Origin of the sequence: Paraburkholderia sp. BL9I2N2, assembly GCF_004339745.1 — a bacterium.
Classification (GTDB): Bacteria; Pseudomonadota; Gammaproteobacteria; order Burkholderiales; family Burkholderiaceae; genus Paraburkholderia.
In genome coordinates, this window is sequence record NZ_SMGP01000002.1 from 1,758,033 (window position 1) to 1,773,526 (window position 15,494).

At 60.9% G+C, this 15,494-nt stretch carries 15 protein-coding genes and 1 pseudogene; 6 read left to right on the forward strand and 10 right to left on the reverse strand.

Annotated elements, in window-relative coordinates; all coding sequences use genetic code 11:
* Positions 1-22: 22 nt before the first annotated feature.
* Both B0G74_RS29860 and B0G74_RS29865 read right to left on the reverse strand, forming a co-directional pair.
* Complete coding sequence (locus B0G74_RS29860) at positions 23-1,957, reverse strand: EAL domain-containing protein (RefSeq protein WP_132378976.1); 1,935 nt, start codon at positions 1,955-1,957, stop codon at positions 23-25.
* A 232-nt stretch (positions 1,958-2,189) separates the two neighbouring features.
* A pseudogene (locus B0G74_RS29865) lies at positions 2,190-3,128 on the reverse strand (LysR family transcriptional regulator).
* Positions 3,129-3,227: 99 nt separating this feature from the next.
* On the opposite strand from B0G74_RS29865, the gene B0G74_RS29870 reads away from it, so the two are divergent.
* The 4 genes from B0G74_RS29870 (at position 3,228) to B0G74_RS29885 (ending at position 6,995) form a co-directional block, all read left to right on the forward strand.
* The gene (locus tag B0G74_RS29870) at positions 3,228-4,649 is read left to right on the forward strand and encodes an aldehyde dehydrogenase family protein (protein ID WP_132378978.1); all 1,422 of its coding nucleotides are present in this window, start codon (positions 3,228-3,230) and stop codon (positions 4,647-4,649) included.
* Positions 4,650-4,771: 122 nt separating this feature from the next.
* Complete coding sequence (locus B0G74_RS29875; RefSeq protein WP_132378980.1) at positions 4,772-5,110, forward strand: hypothetical protein; 339 nt, start codon at positions 4,772-4,774, stop codon at positions 5,108-5,110.
* A 297-nt stretch (positions 5,111-5,407) separates the two neighbouring features.
* Entirely contained in the window at positions 5,408-6,436 is a 1,029-nt protein-coding gene (gene trpS, locus B0G74_RS29880) for a tryptophan--tRNA ligase (protein ID WP_132378982.1), read from the forward strand.
* Positions 6,437-6,614: 178 nt separating this feature from the next.
* The gene (locus tag B0G74_RS29885) at positions 6,615-6,995 is read left to right on the forward strand and encodes a nuclear transport factor 2 family protein (protein WP_132378984.1); all 381 of its coding nucleotides are present in this window, start codon (positions 6,615-6,617) and stop codon (positions 6,993-6,995) included.
* A gap of 101 nt (positions 6,996-7,096) precedes the next feature.
* On the opposite strand, the gene B0G74_RS29890 is transcribed toward B0G74_RS29885, so the two are convergent.
* From B0G74_RS29890 to B0G74_RS29900, 3 genes are all read right to left on the reverse strand, one after another.
* Positions 7,097-7,408 carry a hypothetical protein gene (locus B0G74_RS29890; protein WP_132378986.1) on the reverse strand — a complete coding sequence of 104 codons (312 nt, stop codon included), beginning with the start codon at positions 7,406-7,408 and terminating at the stop codon, positions 7,097-7,099.
* Positions 7,409-7,619: 211 nt separating this feature from the next.
* Positions 7,620-8,042: a DUF1801 domain-containing protein gene (locus B0G74_RS29895; RefSeq protein WP_132379496.1), complete on the reverse strand. Its 423-nt coding sequence runs from the start codon at positions 8,040-8,042 to the stop codon at positions 7,620-7,622.
* A gap of 221 nt (positions 8,043-8,263) precedes the next feature.
* The gene (locus B0G74_RS29900) at positions 8,264-8,725 is read right to left on the reverse strand and encodes a cupin domain-containing protein (RefSeq protein WP_132378988.1); all 462 of its coding nucleotides are present in this window, start codon (positions 8,723-8,725) and stop codon (positions 8,264-8,266) included.
* Between the two features lie 177 nt (positions 8,726-8,902).
* Between B0G74_RS29900 and B0G74_RS29905 the strand changes: the two genes are divergently transcribed.
* Positions 8,903-9,154 carry a hypothetical protein gene (locus B0G74_RS29905; protein WP_132378990.1) on the forward strand — a complete coding sequence of 84 codons (252 nt, stop codon included), beginning with the start codon at positions 8,903-8,905 and terminating at the stop codon, positions 9,152-9,154.
* 12 nt (positions 9,155-9,166) lie between these two features.
* On the opposite strand, the gene B0G74_RS29910 is transcribed toward B0G74_RS29905, so the two are convergent.
* From B0G74_RS29910 to B0G74_RS29930, 5 genes are all read right to left on the reverse strand, one after another.
* Entirely contained in the window at positions 9,167-9,856 is a 690-nt protein-coding gene (locus tag B0G74_RS29910; protein WP_132378992.1) for a substrate-binding domain-containing protein, read from the reverse strand.
* A 14-nt stretch (positions 9,857-9,870) separates the two neighbouring features.
* Positions 9,871-10,554, reverse strand: a complete 684-nt coding sequence (gene ligK, locus B0G74_RS29915) for a 4-carboxy-4-hydroxy-2-oxoadipate aldolase/oxaloacetate decarboxylase (RefSeq protein ID WP_132378994.1) — start codon at positions 10,552-10,554, stop codon at positions 9,871-9,873.
* Positions 10,555-10,556: 2 nt separating this feature from the next.
* Positions 10,557-11,582 carry an amidohydrolase family protein gene (locus B0G74_RS29920; protein ID WP_132378996.1) on the reverse strand — a complete coding sequence of 342 codons (1,026 nt, stop codon included), beginning with the start codon at positions 11,580-11,582 and terminating at the stop codon, positions 10,557-10,559.
* 64 nt (positions 11,583-11,646) lie between these two features.
* Positions 11,647-12,996: an aromatic acid/H+ symport family MFS transporter gene (locus B0G74_RS29925; RefSeq protein ID WP_132378998.1), complete on the reverse strand. Its 1,350-nt coding sequence runs from the start codon at positions 12,994-12,996 to the stop codon at positions 11,647-11,649.
* Positions 12,997-13,124: 128 nt separating this feature from the next.
* Entirely contained in the window at positions 13,125-14,426 is a 1,302-nt protein-coding gene (locus tag B0G74_RS29930) for a gallate dioxygenase (protein WP_132379000.1), read from the reverse strand.
* Between the two features lie 615 nt (positions 14,427-15,041).
* Between B0G74_RS29930 and B0G74_RS29935 the strand changes: the two genes are divergently transcribed.
* Positions 15,042-15,488, forward strand: coding sequence for an SRPBCC family protein (locus tag B0G74_RS29935; RefSeq protein WP_132379002.1), 447 nt, complete (start codon positions 15,042-15,044; stop codon positions 15,486-15,488).
* Positions 15,489-15,494 lie beyond the last annotated feature (6 nt).

Consider the following 15,494-nt stretch of genomic DNA (forward strand, 5'->3'; position numbering starts at 1 on the left):
CGGTGTCGGCATTCATGAACGCTCAGTCCTTATCCGCGGAATGCGCGGCAACCTTTTCTTCGATGCGCGCAATCTCGTGCCCCTGCACTGGCTTGCCGAGCAGAAAGCCTTGAGCATGCGTGCATCCGCATACGCGCACGAAATCCAGTTGCTCTTGCGTCTCGATGCCTTCCGCCGTAGTCGGCATGCCGATTTCCCGCGCCAACGCCACGATGCCACGCACCACTGCCGCCGATTCCCGACGATGCACGGACTCCTTGACGAACGAGCTATCGATCTTGAGCTTGTCGAACGAAAAGCGCACGAGCGTCGACATGGTCGAGAAGCCGGTGCCGAAATCGTCGAGCGCGAGACCGATGCCCAACGCGCGCAGCCTTCCGACGTTGCGCCGGGTCACGACATCGTCGTTCAGCAGCACCGTTTCCGTGACCTCGATATTCAGGCGCTGCGGCGGAAGCTTCGTCTTGCGAAGAATCCCCGCAACCACCGACGCAAACGACTCCTCCCGCAATTGCACCGGCGATACATTCACGGCGACGGTCACCCTGTCTCGCCAGGTCACCGCCTCCTGGCACGATTGCAGCAAAGCCCATTCGCCCAATAAGAGAATGAGGCCCGTACGTTCGGCGGTAGGAATGAAGGCGGAAGGGGAAAGCTCGCCGCGCGTGGGATGGGTCCAGCGCATCAGCGCCTCGCGGCCGGACACGGCACCGCTGCTGAGATCGATGATGGGCTGGTACTCCATGCGCAAACCGCTGAACGAGTGCAGTGCGCCTTCGAGGTCGCTGCGCAGAAGGCTCAGGCTTTCATCCGACGCGTGTTTCGCGGCATCGAAAATAGCGTATGCGCTTTTGCCGCTGCGTTTCACGGCATACAAGGCGCGATCGGCACAAATCAGCAGTTGCGGGCCGGTCCTCGCGTGTTCGGGATAGAGCGAGACGCCCACGCTCGCGCCGATATGCACCAACGCCTCGCGCAGCGCGAATGGGCGCGCCAGCGTCTTTACGATGCGGTCCGCCAGATTGCGGACCTCGCGCGCCTGCCCCGTACCATCGGAAAGCGCCACGAATTCATCGCCGGCCAGACGTCCGACGAGATCGCCGCTCGGCAACACCTCACGCAAGCGAATTGCCGCTTCCTGAAGAATCTGATCTCCGGCGGCATGGCCCAGGCTGTCATTGATGGCCTTGAAACCGTCCAGGTCGATCAGTAGAACAGCGAACGATTGATCGTTGCGTAGCGCGCCCATCTCCGTGCGCTCGAGCAGCAGTTCACTGATGCGCGCGCGATTGGGCAAACCGGTGAGGCTGTCGTGATGCGCGAGCCGGTGGCTGTTTTCCCGCGCCAGAAGCAACGCGACTGTGTCGCGATTGCTGCGCAGCGCAACCGTAAAGAAGCCGGCAGCGCAGAACGGCGCCTGAAAAAGCAACACAAGTTTGCCGGAGCCGGGAGACAGCGCCGCACCGAGAGCCAATAGCCCAAGAATGAAGGTGATTTGCAGCAGTACGAGCCGCGGCGTGCCCGCATTACGTCCGGCCAGTCCGCCGATAACGCCCACTGCGCAGACGTTGCCGAGCAGGAAAAGTGTTTGGTCTCCGCTAATGTTGCACAGCAAAGTGCCATAGCCGAACAGTGCGCTCCAGAGCAGGCTTGCGAACAGAAACGCCGAGGTCGGTGTCGGCTGACCGTTGGCGCTGCGCGAGCAGCACAACCAGATTAACGCCAGCCGCGCGATCAGCAATGCAATAACGGCGCAGCCCCAACTCGCGTAAAGGGCCTTGGGATAAAGGTAATAAGCGGTGGCGCAGACGCTGATTTCGCAAATCGACGCGAATACGATCGACGCGGTTCGCGTGAACAGATTGGCAAGCAATATCTGCCGATTGTCCGCGCTCAGATCCTGAGAGGAAGAGACGACCCACTTAAAAAATGGAGACCTTGGTTCGCTGAAAGCCATGACCTACGCATTTTTGATGGTTGATGAATCGAAACCCGCGCGTATGGCGATTATTACGTAAACATTGAGGATCGGGTTAATTCGACTGAGGAAACACGCCGTCTCCGTCAATGAGGAAAAAATTACGTATGGCATGGTCATCTGTGCGCGCGTTTAACAGCGCATGTGCCAAGGTCAGGCACTTTTCGACCTATTCGCGCAGAACGGCGATGGCGGCCGAACTCGATGAGATTTACCGTGCGCCACGCGGCCTGCGCTTGGTCCGCGCCTCTTCGCGCTGAACATCGGCGTGCTCGCGGATCATATCGATCAGCGCCCGTAACCCGGCAGGCACGTGACGACGGCCGGGATAGTACAAACACAGGCCGTCCAGCGGCGGAGTCCAGTCTTCCAGCACGCGCACCAGCGTGCCCGCCTGCAGATCCGCGGCGACATTCCATTCGGTCAGATAGGTCACGCCGAGGCCGGCGCGCGCCGCTTCCAGCATCAGACCCGGTTCGTCGAGCGTCAGCGCGCCTTTTCCGTCAATACGCACCGTCTCGCCGCGGCGCTCGAATTCCCAATGGTAGATCGCGCCGCTCGGCATGCGCGTGCGGATGCAGCGGTGCGCGAGCAGATCGGCGGGCACGCGCGGCGCTTTGTGCTGCGCGAAATAAACGGGACTGCCAACGACGGCGAAGCGTTGCTTAGCGCCGAACGGCACCGCGATCATGTCCTGCGGCACCGTTTCGGCCAGACGGATACCCGCATCGAAACCTTCGACGACGATGTCGATCAGCCGGCCCTCGGTCACGAGATCGAGTTTCATGTCGGGATAGCGCGCCAGAAACGCGATGAACAGCGGCATGGCTTGCCTCGCCGCGCCCACCGACGCATTGATGCGCAGCGTGCCCGACAACGTGTCGCGAAAGCTGCCGGCCTGTTCGATCGCAACGCGGATCGTCGAGAGCGCGGGCGCCACGCTGTCGACGAATTACGCGCCCGCTTCCGACAGCGACACGCTGCGCGTCGTGCGATTGAAGAGCCGTACGCCGATGCGCGCTTCGAGCGCCGCAACCGAGTGACTGAGCGCGGAGGTCGACACGCCGAGCTCGGTCGCCGCCGCCCGAAAGCTGCGATGGCGCGCGACGGCCAGAATGGCCTCCAGCTCACCCAAACCCGAAGTTTTCATTGTCCCAAATCGCTCAACGTGACGTGCTTGATTGTACGGCTAGTCAACGCAATGCCGGCGGTCTATCGTGATTCGTTCGAAGCCTTCTTTGGAGCAAGCATGCAAATCATCGACAAGATTTATGTCGACGGCGCGTTCGTCACGCCGCACGGCAGCGAAATGTTCGATCTCTTCAGTCCGGCGACGGAGCAGGTGATCGGCCAGGTGCGCCTCGCCGACGCGCAAGATGCACGCGACGCCATCGCCGCCGCGAAACGCGCGTTTCCCGCCTTCTCGCGCACCAGCCCGCGTGAACGCATCGACATGCTAAAGCGCATGCATGAAGCCGTCGTGGCAAAAGAAGACGAGCTTTACGAAGCGATCACCGAAGAATATGGCGCGCCGGTGTCGCGTGGCCGCTGGATGGCGCAGCATGCGAGCAGCGTCCTGCTCGAAGCGGCGAAGGTCTTGCAGGACTACGCATTCACGCGCCGCGCGGGCAGCGCGGAGGTCGTGATGCAACCGTTGGGCGTCGCGGGTCTGATCACGCCGTGGAATAGCGATGCGGGCTTCATCTGCGGCAAGCTCGCCGCCGCTCTCGCTGCGGGCTGCACGGCCGTTATCAAGCCGAGCGAGATGAGCGCGATCCAGACGCGCATCGTGACCGAGGCGCTGCACGAAGCGGGCCTGCCCGCGGGCGTGTTCAACATCGTGACGGGGCGCGGCGACATCGTAGGCGCGGAGATCAGTTCGCATCCCGATGTCGCGAAGCTGTCGTTCACCGGTTCCACTGCGGTCGGCAAAACGATTCTGCGCACGGCGTCCGACACGTTCAAGCGCGTGACGCTCGAACTCGGCGGCAAGTCGCCCGTGATCGTGCTCGACGACGCGGACTTCGACGAAGCGGTGCCGCTCGCCATTCAGGCCGGCTTCATGAATAGCGGTCAGGCGTGCATCGCGGGCACTCGCATTCTGGTGCCGCGACAACGGCTCGCGGAGTTCGAAACGCGCGTGCAGGAAGAGGTCGCGCGCAGCCAGTCAGGCGATCCGCGCGATCCGCAAACGACGGTCGGCCCGATGGTCAGCCAGAAACAGTGGGAACGCGTGCAGCGTTATATCGGCATCGGCATAGAGGAAGGCGCGCGCCTGATCGCGGGCGGTCAGGGACGGCCGGATGGCGTGAACGCGGGTTGGTTCGTGCGCCCGACCGTTTTCAGCGATGTCACGAACGACATGACGATTGCGCGCGAGGAGATTTTCGGCCCGGTGCTGTCGATCATCGGCTATCGCGACACCGAAGAGGCAATCGCGATCGCTAACGATACCAGCTACGGCTTGCAGGCCTATGTGTTGTCGCGGGACAGGCAACGCGCGCATGAGGTCGCGTCGCGGATCGATGCGGGACGCGTCCTTGTCAACACACTGGCCCATGAGCCGGCTGCGCCGTTCGGCGGCTTCAAGCAATCCGGGATTGGACGTGAATACGGTACGTTCGGTCTGGAAGCGTTTCTGGAGCCGAAGTCGGTGCTGGGTGTTCTCTGATTGGCCACCGCCGCCCCCCCGGGAGCCTCGCGAGTCGAGTATCGATGTACGATGCCGTATAGTGGAGGCACCGCTGATCTCCAGCGGCCTACCCGCAGATCGGCGCGATGGGGGACTCCAGAATGACAGTCGCAAATACATCGATGAACGGCTCTCACGGGCCCGTGCCAGAGTCGCTGCAGACATTGGTCGAGTATCTCGAACTCTCGCTCGACAAGGCGTCGAGCGTGGTCATGACGCGCCACACGACCGACGTTTGCACCGTCTACCTGGGCGACCCGGCCGGTCTGATCGAGGAAATGAAGAAGCTCGGCACGATTGCCATCCCGCTCGCCAATGAGATGCTGGAACTGACCCGCTCGGGCGTCAACGAGATGGAGATCGGCGGCCAGGCCTATCGCTTTATACGCACTTTCACGCAGGTCGAGGACGCCGCAGCGGTCGTTTTTTCGGCGGCGTAGGCGGCGGTGTGTCATGGTTGCATGGCGGTGTGCACAGCGCGTCGGCGTGACTGGTCCGCAACAACGGAAGCGGCCGTCGCGGCGCCCTGTCAGGGGCGCCGTTGACGACCTGGCGATCCGCCGCGTTATACTCTGCTAATGGATACGAAGCCGATCACGCTGAATTGTTGGTGGCGCGCCTGACTTAGGCGGCCCGTTTCCACTCGACCATCGAAACGTGATGCCGCCAGTCCTGGCGGCATTTTTGTTTGTGCGCGCTGACGGCTGGTGGTATCGACAAACGCACAATCCCAGACCATGACAGACGCAAAACCGCTCTCGAACCAGCCTATTATCCTCACCGGCGACCGCACGACCGGCCCGCTGCACCTCGGCCACTACATCGGCTCGTTGCGCTCGCGCGTGCAGCTTCAGCACGAAGCACAGCAGTTCCTCCTGCTTGCCGACGCGCAGGCCATGACCGACAACGTCGGCCGGCACCAGAAAGTCACGGAAAACGTCATCGAGGTGGCGCTCGACTATCTCGCGGTCGGCATCGACCCGGCGAAGTCGACCATCGTCATCCAGTCGCAGGTGCCCGAGCTGGCGGAACTGTCCCAGTACCTGCTTAATCTCGTGACGGTCGCGCGCCTCGAGCGCAATCCGACCATCAAGGCGGAAATCGTGCTGCGCGGTTTCGAGCGGGATATCCCCGCCGGCTTTCTGACGTACCCGGTCAGCCAGGCCGCCGACATCACCGCGTTCAAGGCGACGCGCGTACCTGTCGGTGACGACCAGTTGCCGATGATCGAACAAACCAACGAGCTGGTGCGCCGTTTCAACAACACGGTCGATCAACAGGTGCTGGTCGAATGCGAAGCCGTGCTCTCGCACGTCGCACGGCTGCCGGGCATCGACGGCAAAGCCAAGATGAGCAAGTCGCTGGGGAACGCCATCACACTGGGCGCGACGCCGGACGAAATCACCAAGGCCGTGAACAACATGTACACCGACCCTAACCATCTGCGCGTCAATGATCCGGGCCAGGTGGAAGGCAATGTTGTGTTCGCGTTCCTCGACGCGTTCGAGCCGGACGTCCCGATGGTCGACGAACTCAAAGCGCACTACCGCCGCGGCGGCCTTGGCGACAGCGTGGTCAAGCGTGTGCTCAACGAACGATTGCAGTCAATGATCGCCCCCATCCGGGAGCGCCGCCGCGAGTTCGAAGCCGACCGCGCGGAGGTGCTGAACGTCCTGCGCCGCGGGACGATGCGCGCGCGGGAAGTGGCGGGTGCGACGGTATCCGAGGTGAAAGCTGCGCTGGGCCTGAATTACTTTCAGAGCTGAGCGACTGGCGGCGGGGCGGCGTTTAGTCCCCGCGCGCCGGCCGAACCGCGCTGCAGCGTGTATTTCGACCGAACGGGTTCTATGATAGGACGCAGTTACTGTCGATAGCGGAGCGACGCGTCCGTCCGTGTCTGCGTGCTTCTCTACGTTCACGCTGGCTGTCGCCCGGGAGATTGACATGAGCAACGCGATGCAGGTCGTCAAAGGCGCATACGCCGCCTTTGGCCGGGGCGATATTGACGCGCTGCTGGCGCTGATTCCCGCTGACATTGACTGGCGAGTGGTGGGGCCCGCCAGTCTCCCGTATGCCACCCAATGTCGCACGCGCGCGGACGTGCAGCAATATTTCGATGACCTCTTTTCGGCTGAGGAAATTACCCGCCTCGAGCCTCGTGAATTCATCGATGCGGGCGAGCACATTATCGTGCTCGGCTTTGTCGCGTCGACCATCAAGGCGACAGGCAAATCGTTCGAATCAGAATGGGTGCATATCTTCACAGTCAAAGACGGTCTGGTGACCCGTTGGCTGGAGTTCTTCGATACAGCCGCGCGCCGTTAGCCTTGAACGTCCCGGCTCGGGTCGATCAGCCTTCACGCTAGCGAACCACGTTTGTTTGATGACGTGGTTCGCCCTGTGGTTAGGAGCCTTCCCTGCCCGGCCTATGATTTGCCCTTGAGCGTGAATGGCGCCAGCAAGGACTGCACATCGATCTGCTGCCCCTGAAGCAGAAGCAGCCTGGCGTGAAGCACCGTGTTTTCGAGAACCAGCTTGGCGGTGCTCAGGAGGTACAGCGCATGGATGTCCGACACCGACATGTTGCCGGCCTCGACCTGGTGGTGGCGCTCGACCAGAGAGGTCATCACCAGACGCCTGAGTTCCTGCTCTCCGAAAGGAAGGTCGGCGTAGTCGATCGGGTCGTCGGCTTCGACCTCTCGCAGCATGTCAACAAGCGCTTCTGTGCTCACTTCCATGTTTCGGCTCCCACGTTATCGGTTAGGAACAGCATCGCCAGACTGCGTCGTGCAATGTTCTTAGACTAACGGGTCTATTTGGGGGAGTCCAGTGTGAAGGGGCCACTTTATGCGATCTATGCAACGCTGAATGCTGAAGGTGGCCACCGCAGTCACGCCCGCACAGACCTGCGCTATGTCTTTCCACTCCAGGTAACCGACGGCCTTACCGTCACGTCGCTTTACTCCTGGTTACTTTCGCCCGCGTACTCGCGGGTGCTTTGTTCTTCTTCAAATGAGTCTGGTTATACTCAATAGCGGCGCGGACGAGATTTTTTAGCGCGCGCGCATTGACCTTATCGCCTTCCAAAAAATCGATCGCTCGTCGCGCGTTGCCTTCGAGACCCGCATTGAAGAGCTTGTCAGGATCCGCGATGCCCGCCCCGTGCGCAAAGGTAACCTTCACCTTCCCTTTGTGCGCATTGGCGACCGCGATCATGCCGTCGCGAGACCACACCGGGCTTCCCATCCACTTCCATTCCTCGATTATCTCCGGGTCGGACTCAAGGATGACCTTGCGGACACTCGCGAACGTTTTGCCACGCCAGTCCGTTAGTCCGGCGATCAGCTCGTCAATACGTTCCGATGCGTCTATTGGATCTTTATTCACCAGTTCTGGTCTCCTTTTATACGGCCACAATGGGAGGTAGCGACTGCACCGCTTAATGAGCGCTCAGAAAAGCACGCCGTGACCGTACGGCATTGGCATTCGATCACCTACGGCAATCGTCTGGAATATAAGCACTGAGGTCGTGTGTGAGTCAAGCGGGACCAACGATCCGCCGTAACGAACGCGGACAACACGTGGTTCGCCCTCTATGACTCGAGATACGCCGTGCCGTCCTTATGCACGAACCGGCCGTCGGCGTTGGCGCTCATCATGTCGATATCGGAGCAGGTGGTGAGGTCATCCGGATTATGCGAGCCCACCTCCAGATAAACCGCCATCGCGGAGGAATGGTTGATCAGATGATGGCCGTTGCCGGTCCCTCGCGCAAACGTCGCACAATCACCCGCGCGCAGTAGCGTCTCGCCGTCGTCTTCGATAAGCGTCACTTCGCCCTCGAGCACATAAACGAACTCGTCCTCGTGGCTGTGCCAGTGACGCTGGCTGGACCAGCCGCCGGGCGGCAAGGTCATGAGATTGACGCCGAAGTCGCGAAGCCCACCCGCCTCGCCCAGACGCTTGCGCGTACGTGCAGCACAAGGCGCGTCGAATGGCGGCGGATAACCCGAGCCATTCAGTGCGGGCACAGTGGCGAGATCGACCTTGGGCATGCCGGCTCCTTGTGTCGTTTGAAGACGCGTGGAAGGAAAGTCGCAAGTGCGCCAATCCGCAGCGGGATATGCCAACCGATTCTCTACGATTTCCCGCGACATGTCGAATGAGGGAAATCAGCGCGTGTGTCTCGCCGACAATTGGTATCCTGTCAGACTGAACCAACGGACCATGCGATGAAAAAACCAACGAAAGTGGCGCTTCTTGCGCTGGCATTCACGATGTTCGGTCTGTACAAATTATTTGTCGTTTACCAGTACGCTCAATCCGGCTGTATCCAGTTTCGAACTCATCGAACATGCAGCTATGAAAACGCGGAGAATTTCCAAAGCCTGTTCGATCTCGAACTGATGTTCGCATGCGGCTGGGCCGCGGGTGCAGTGGTCTGCTGGATGGTCGCAGCACAGGCGCAAAAGAAGGAGCGGTGAGTTCTTCAGATTTTAAGCAGGCTCCATTCCCTGACTCAGCTTGGCTCGATCGCATTGTGACGAAGCCAGAAAAGAAAGGAACGCCTTCGCGACATCTTTCTTCGCGGATGCCGTACATATGCCGGCTGAAAAGACCGTCACGATCTGAGCTTCCGCAGGCATAGGGCCGATGACATCGATTCCCGGCAAGTGCATTAATTCGCTCAACTGCTGAAAACCCAACTCGACTTCCCCGCGTGCAACCAGTGCACCGACCGGAACACCGGGCGGGGCCTGCACGACGCGTGGGGCGATGGTTTCCGCAATGCCCCAGCGCTCGAACAAATGACTCAGGTGCGAACCGCTCGGGCCCGTCGAATAGCCGATACTGCGCGCCGCCAGAATCGTTTCTCGCAGCGCGGCCTCAGTGCCGACATCGGGCCGCGGTGCGCCGGCTGCCACTGCGATTGCCACCCCCGAGCGGGCCACGTCGACCCGGCTGCCCGAAACGACATGGCCGGCGGCCTCCAGCCGATCAATCACATCGGCAGCGAGTACGACAAAGTCGAACCCCTCGCCGTTCTCGACGCGATGTGCGGCATCGACACCGCCAACAGACCTGACGACCACAGGCTGCCCCGTTAGTCGCTCATAGTCCTGGACCGCCTCGGCGAGCACCTGGCGCGTGGCCATCGACGAGATGCCAGTGATCTGCTCACTCATGGTTTCTCTGCCTCTCAATCGATGTAGCGCAGCCCAGCCTGTTTTAGCGGTTCGCGCATGCTGTACATATCGAGGCCGAGCACACCCGAAGCCAGCTTCGCACGCTTCTCGCCTTCGTTGGCTTCGCGCGCCGCCGCCTTGTCGAGCACCTTCCGCGCCGACGCAGCGGGGACCACCACCACGCCGTCTTCATCCGCGACGACGACATCGCCCGGATTCACCAGCGCCCCGGCGCACACCACCGGAATGTTCACCGAACCGAGCGTCGCCTTGACCGTCCCTTTGGCCGAGATCGCCTTGCTCCACACCGGGAATTTCATCTCCGTCAGCACGCTCACGTCGCGTACACCGGCGTCGATGATGAGACCCTGCGCGCCGCGCGCCTTGAAGCTCGTCGCCAGCAGGTCGCCGAAATAACCGTCCGTGCAGTCCGCCGTGACACCGGCAATGACGATATCGCCCGGCCGGATCTGTTCCGCCGCGACGTGCAGCATCCAGTTGTCGCCCGGTTGCAGCAGCACCGTGACGGCCGTGCCGTGGGCGCGCGCGCCGGCATAGATCGGGCGCATATACGGCTTCAGCAGACCGACCCGGCCCATTGCCTCGTGCACGGTGGCGGTTCCGAGCGCCCCGAGCTTCGCGGCGATGTCGCCATCTGCCCGCTGGATGTTGCGATACACCACACCTAGTTCATACATGATCAATGTCCCTTCGTCTTCAATGCCGCATCGAGGCGCGGATAGACGCGGCGTGCGTTACCTTCGTAAATCCTGTAGCGCTCGTCCGCATCGATATGCGCGGCCTCGATATAGCGTTTCGTGTCGTCGAAATAGTTACCCGTCTCCGGATCGATGCCGCGCACGGCGCCGATCATCTCGCTCGCAAACAGGATGTTGTCCACCGGTATCACGCGCGTGAGCAGATCGATGCCCGGCTGGTGATACACACACGTGTCGAAGAACACGTTGTTGAGCAGATGGTCTTTCAGCAACGGCTTCTTCAGTTCCTGCGCGAGTCCGCGAAAGCGTCCCCAGTGATAGGGCACCGCGCCGCCGCCGTGCGGAATCACGAACCGCAGCGTGGGGAAATCGCGGAACAGGTCCGACGTGAGGCACTGCATGAACGCGGTGGTATCGGCGTTCAGGTAATGCGCGCCGGTCGTGTGGAAGCACGCATTGCAGCTCGTGCTCACGTGGACCATCGCGGGAATGTCGTATTCGACCATCTTCTCGTAGATCGGATACCAGTAGCGATCGGACAGCGGCGGGCTGGTCCAGTGACCGCCCGATGGATCCGGGTTGAGATTGATCGCCACGTTGCCGTACTGCTCGACGCATTTGACGAGTTCGGGAATGCAGGTGGCGACATCGACGCCGGGGCTTTGCGGAAGCATCGCGGCCGGGATGAAATGGTCGGGGAACAGCTGGCTCACACGGAAGCACAACTCGTTGCAGATCGCCGCCCACGTACTGGAAACCTGAAAATCGCCGATGTGATGCGCCATGAAACTGGCGCGCGGACTGAAGATGGTGAGGTCGAGCCCGCGCTCGCGCATCAACCGCAACTGGTTGCTCTCGATCGATTCGCGCAACTCATCGTCGCTGATCTGCAACTCGGAGACCCTGGGCATGTCCGAAGGATTGTTGATGCCCGCGATCTGGCGGTTGCGCCACTGCTCCAGCGCCTTGGGCGCCGTCGTGTAGTGGCCGTGAATATCGATGATCATCCTTACTCCAACAGTTGATTCGTTTATCGGGCGATGCCACGCAAAGCACCGCCAGATGGTTTTCTCAGTGCGCCACGGTCGGCTGCACAGCCGGGTCGCCGGCCCTCGCCCGTTGAGCGACCATGATGGCGAGCGCAGCCAATGTCGCGGGTACGGCCAGCATCGCGAGAATCGCGCCGAACTGCCAACCGAGTCCGAGCAGCGCGCCGCCGATGGCGGAGCCGAAGATGCTGCCGAAGCGCCCCATGCCAAGCATCCAGCTCACGCCAGTGGCACGCGCAACTGTCGGGTAACGGCCCGGCGCGAACGCATTCAACCCCGTCTGCGCGCCGCTCATGCAAAAGCCCGCCGCGAATACCAGCAAGGCCAGCGACGACGACAATGCGCCGATCCATGCGAGTGCGAGAACGCACAGCGCGCCGCCGAGGTAAGCGGCGCTGATCACCCGTGCAGGCCGCACCTTGTCCATCACCCATCCCACAAGAATGGCGCCGATCGTTCCGCCGATCTGGAACATCGCCGTGACGTTAGCGGCCGAAGTGACGGTCAAGCCTGCGTCTTTCATGAGCGTCGGCAGCCAGCCCGTCAGCAGATAGATGACGAGCAGACCCATGAAATAGGTCACCCAAAGCGCCGCCGTCATGAAGCCATAGCCTTGCGAGAAGAGCACGCCGATCGGCTTGCGCGTGGGCAACGGCGGTTCGTTGGAAACGAACACCTCGCCGCCGGTAAAGCGCGCACCGCATACCCGGCCGAGAACAGCGCCGATACGCGCCGGCGATGCGCCGCGCACCGCGAGCAGGCGGGCGGATTCCGGCAGCAGCCAGACTTGCAACGGAATCAGCGCCAACGGCAGAGCACCACCGAAAATCAGAACCGAACGCCAGCCGTGGACGGGAATCAGCCAGCCCGCCGCAAAGCCGATCAATGCCGAGCCGAGATTAAAGCCAGTGAACATGATCGTGATCATCAGCGAACGCTTGCGCTGAGGCGCGTATTCGGACAGAAGCGTCGTCGTGTTCGGCATCGCGGCGCCGAGGCCGATACCGGTCAGCAATCGCAGCGCCGCCATTTCCATGGGCGAGTGAGTGAAAGCCGTCGCGATGGTGAAAATGCCGAAGAGGAAAACCGAGGTAATCAGAACCCACTTACGTCCGATACGATCCGAAGCCGGGCCCGCCGCCAACGCACCGATGACAAGTCCCAGCGGCGCCGCGCTCATCACGAGACCAAATGCGGGGCGTGAAATCCCCCAATCGTGGATGATCGAGGGCGCCACAAAGCCCATGATCGCCACGTCCATGCCGTCGGCCGTCACGATAAGAAAGCACAGCGCCACCAGTAACCACTGGTAGGGCGAGATGGCTCGCTGGTCGATAAACGCCTTAATGTCAATCGCTTTTCCGTTTGTCATCGATTTACTCCTGTCTCCTTGCTTTGGCTAATGACGTAATTGCTCGTGTTGTTTGCCGTCATGCCATGCTTCTTTTGAGTCCGACACTTCGCTTGGTGGCGAAAGCATCGGCGCGGTACTTTCACTCTTCAGCTCTTGCCTTTTTCTGCGTTGTCCCAATCGAGTTTTCCAGCGGTTTTTCCCGCCACCGAATACAGTGCGCCGGGCGCATTGCGGGTGCGTTGGAAAGCCTCCAGCGTTTCGCCGCGCATGGCGGCGTAGATGTGCAGATTCGACATGCCCGTTACAGCACCGAGCTTTTCGAGCATGAAGAAGATCACGCCGTAGTGCAGCAACGCGCGCCAGTCACGGCGGCGAATCAGGTCGCGCTCTTCTTCACTCAACCCGGCCGCTTCGAAACTCGCTTCCGGATCGTTCAGAAACGCTTCGCGATGAGCGGGTTCGACCATCCGGTGAAGGTAATCGTTGATCCGATAGGCGCGCACGGCGACTTCGATCGAGAACGGATAGGTGCCCTCGAGTTTCTCGACATCGGCGAGTTGAACCGCCATCCGCTGGCGGTGACGTTCGACGACGGAAGGCTTCGTCTCACCCTCTTCGCCTTCGTAGATCGCAGTCGCGATGCCTGCCATCGACGGCAGGTAGTAGCTGCGATGCTTGCAAACGACGCTGGATGACAGGGCGCCTCGCATCGTCAGCCACATGATCACTTCCGCACCTTCGAAGCCGCCCAGTTCCGCGTATTCGGCAATCGTCATCTCGGCCAGTTGCTCGGGATCGTTTTCGAAGAGATCGAGAAAGCGCTGGTCCCATTCGGGATTGTTGAAACCCGCACGCTCTCCATGCACTTGATGCGACAGGCCACCCGTTGCGACGATCGCGACTTTGAGATCTTCGGGGTAGCTCTCGATTGCACGTCGCAACGCTTGTCCAAGCTTGTAAAAGCGTCGAGCGCTCGGCACCGGCAGTTGCAGCACGCCCATCTGCAGCGGCACGAGCTTCACCGGCCATTCGGGCTTGTGCGGGCAAAGCATCGATAGCGGCGAAAAGCAGCCGTGATCGAGCGCCTTGTTCTGAAAGAACGACATGTCGAACTCGTCGGTCATCAGCGAAGTGCCGATGTGCGCGGCCAACTCAGGATGACCTTTGATCGGCGGCAGATCGCGTGCGCCGCCCCCTTCGTCGGCGACGTTCCACTCGGGTCCCACGCCTAGCGTGAACGCGGAATAGTGGTCGAAGAAGAACGAAGTGACATGGTCGTTGTAGATGACCAGCAGCACGTCAGGGCACTTGTCGGCGAGCCAGTCGGCCAACGGCGCGAAGTTTTCGAAGATGGGTGCCCACACGGGATCGTCACGCTTGTTCTTATCGAAAGCAAAGCCGATGGTTGGTGTGTGCGAGGCAGCGATGCCTCCAATGATCCGTGCCATACCTGTACTCCTTCAAAAACTCATTTGGACCGCCGACGCAACAAACTCAGGCAGCGGGTGCAGAAGCGCAGCGCAAGCGCTGAGCCTAAGGCGCTTCTTGCTGGCCGATAGAAAGTGCGGGCGTCTCGGGATACAAAGGTATGAAGTGCAGGGACTTACAGAAAGCAAGGGTAAACCATGAGTTAACGGCTTGAAAGTGCCGTCGCACTTCCTATCCCCTGATCTGACGATATCGGCAAGCCGCGCCCCGTAAAGCGTTTTCGGGATCCCATGGCCGCACTGCTCCGCGAACAGGTTTGCAGAGCATTTCAGATCGCGATAAATAAAACAGATGGGGCTAAATTGAAATCGCAAACTGCCGAACGCATGGCGCCAGCGCGAAGGGATCGCAGAGGCTGTAGTAAATGGGGAACAGGCGCGTGGATGACTTGATAAAAAGATACGTCCAGCGCGATGGGATGGGTGAACCACACCGATGGAGTAAGCTTGCCGTCGATTTGCGATATTGGACCGCGCGGCGCACCCGGGTTTTTCCTGGTCTTACTGTGTCGATACCGGCGTCGTCGGATCGTCGTTGCAGTATGTCCAACTTCTCTAATGAAAGGAGAACACACCATGGCTACCGGAACCATCCATCTGCACCGCGTCTTGCGCGCTACACCTGAACGCATCTATCGTGCCTTCCTCGAACCGGATGCGATAGTGAGGTGGCTTCCTCCGTACGGGTTCACCTGCCAGGTCCACCACATGGATGCCAAAATCGGCGGCACCCACAAGATGTCCTTCCGTAACTTCGGCACCGGCAACAGCCACTCGTTCGGCGGCGAGTATCTCGAACTGGTGCCGTTCGAGAAGATCCGCTACTCGGACCGATTCGACGACCCGAACCTGCCGGGCGAGATGCAGGCCACCATTTCATTGCGGCAGGTATCGTGCGGAACCGAACTCACCATTTTGCAGGAGGGCGTGCCCGAGGTCATTCCTGTGGAGATGTGCTACCTCGGTTGGCAGGAGTCGCTTGTTCAGTTGGCGAAGCTGGTCGAGCCCGAGATTCCCGACTGACGATGC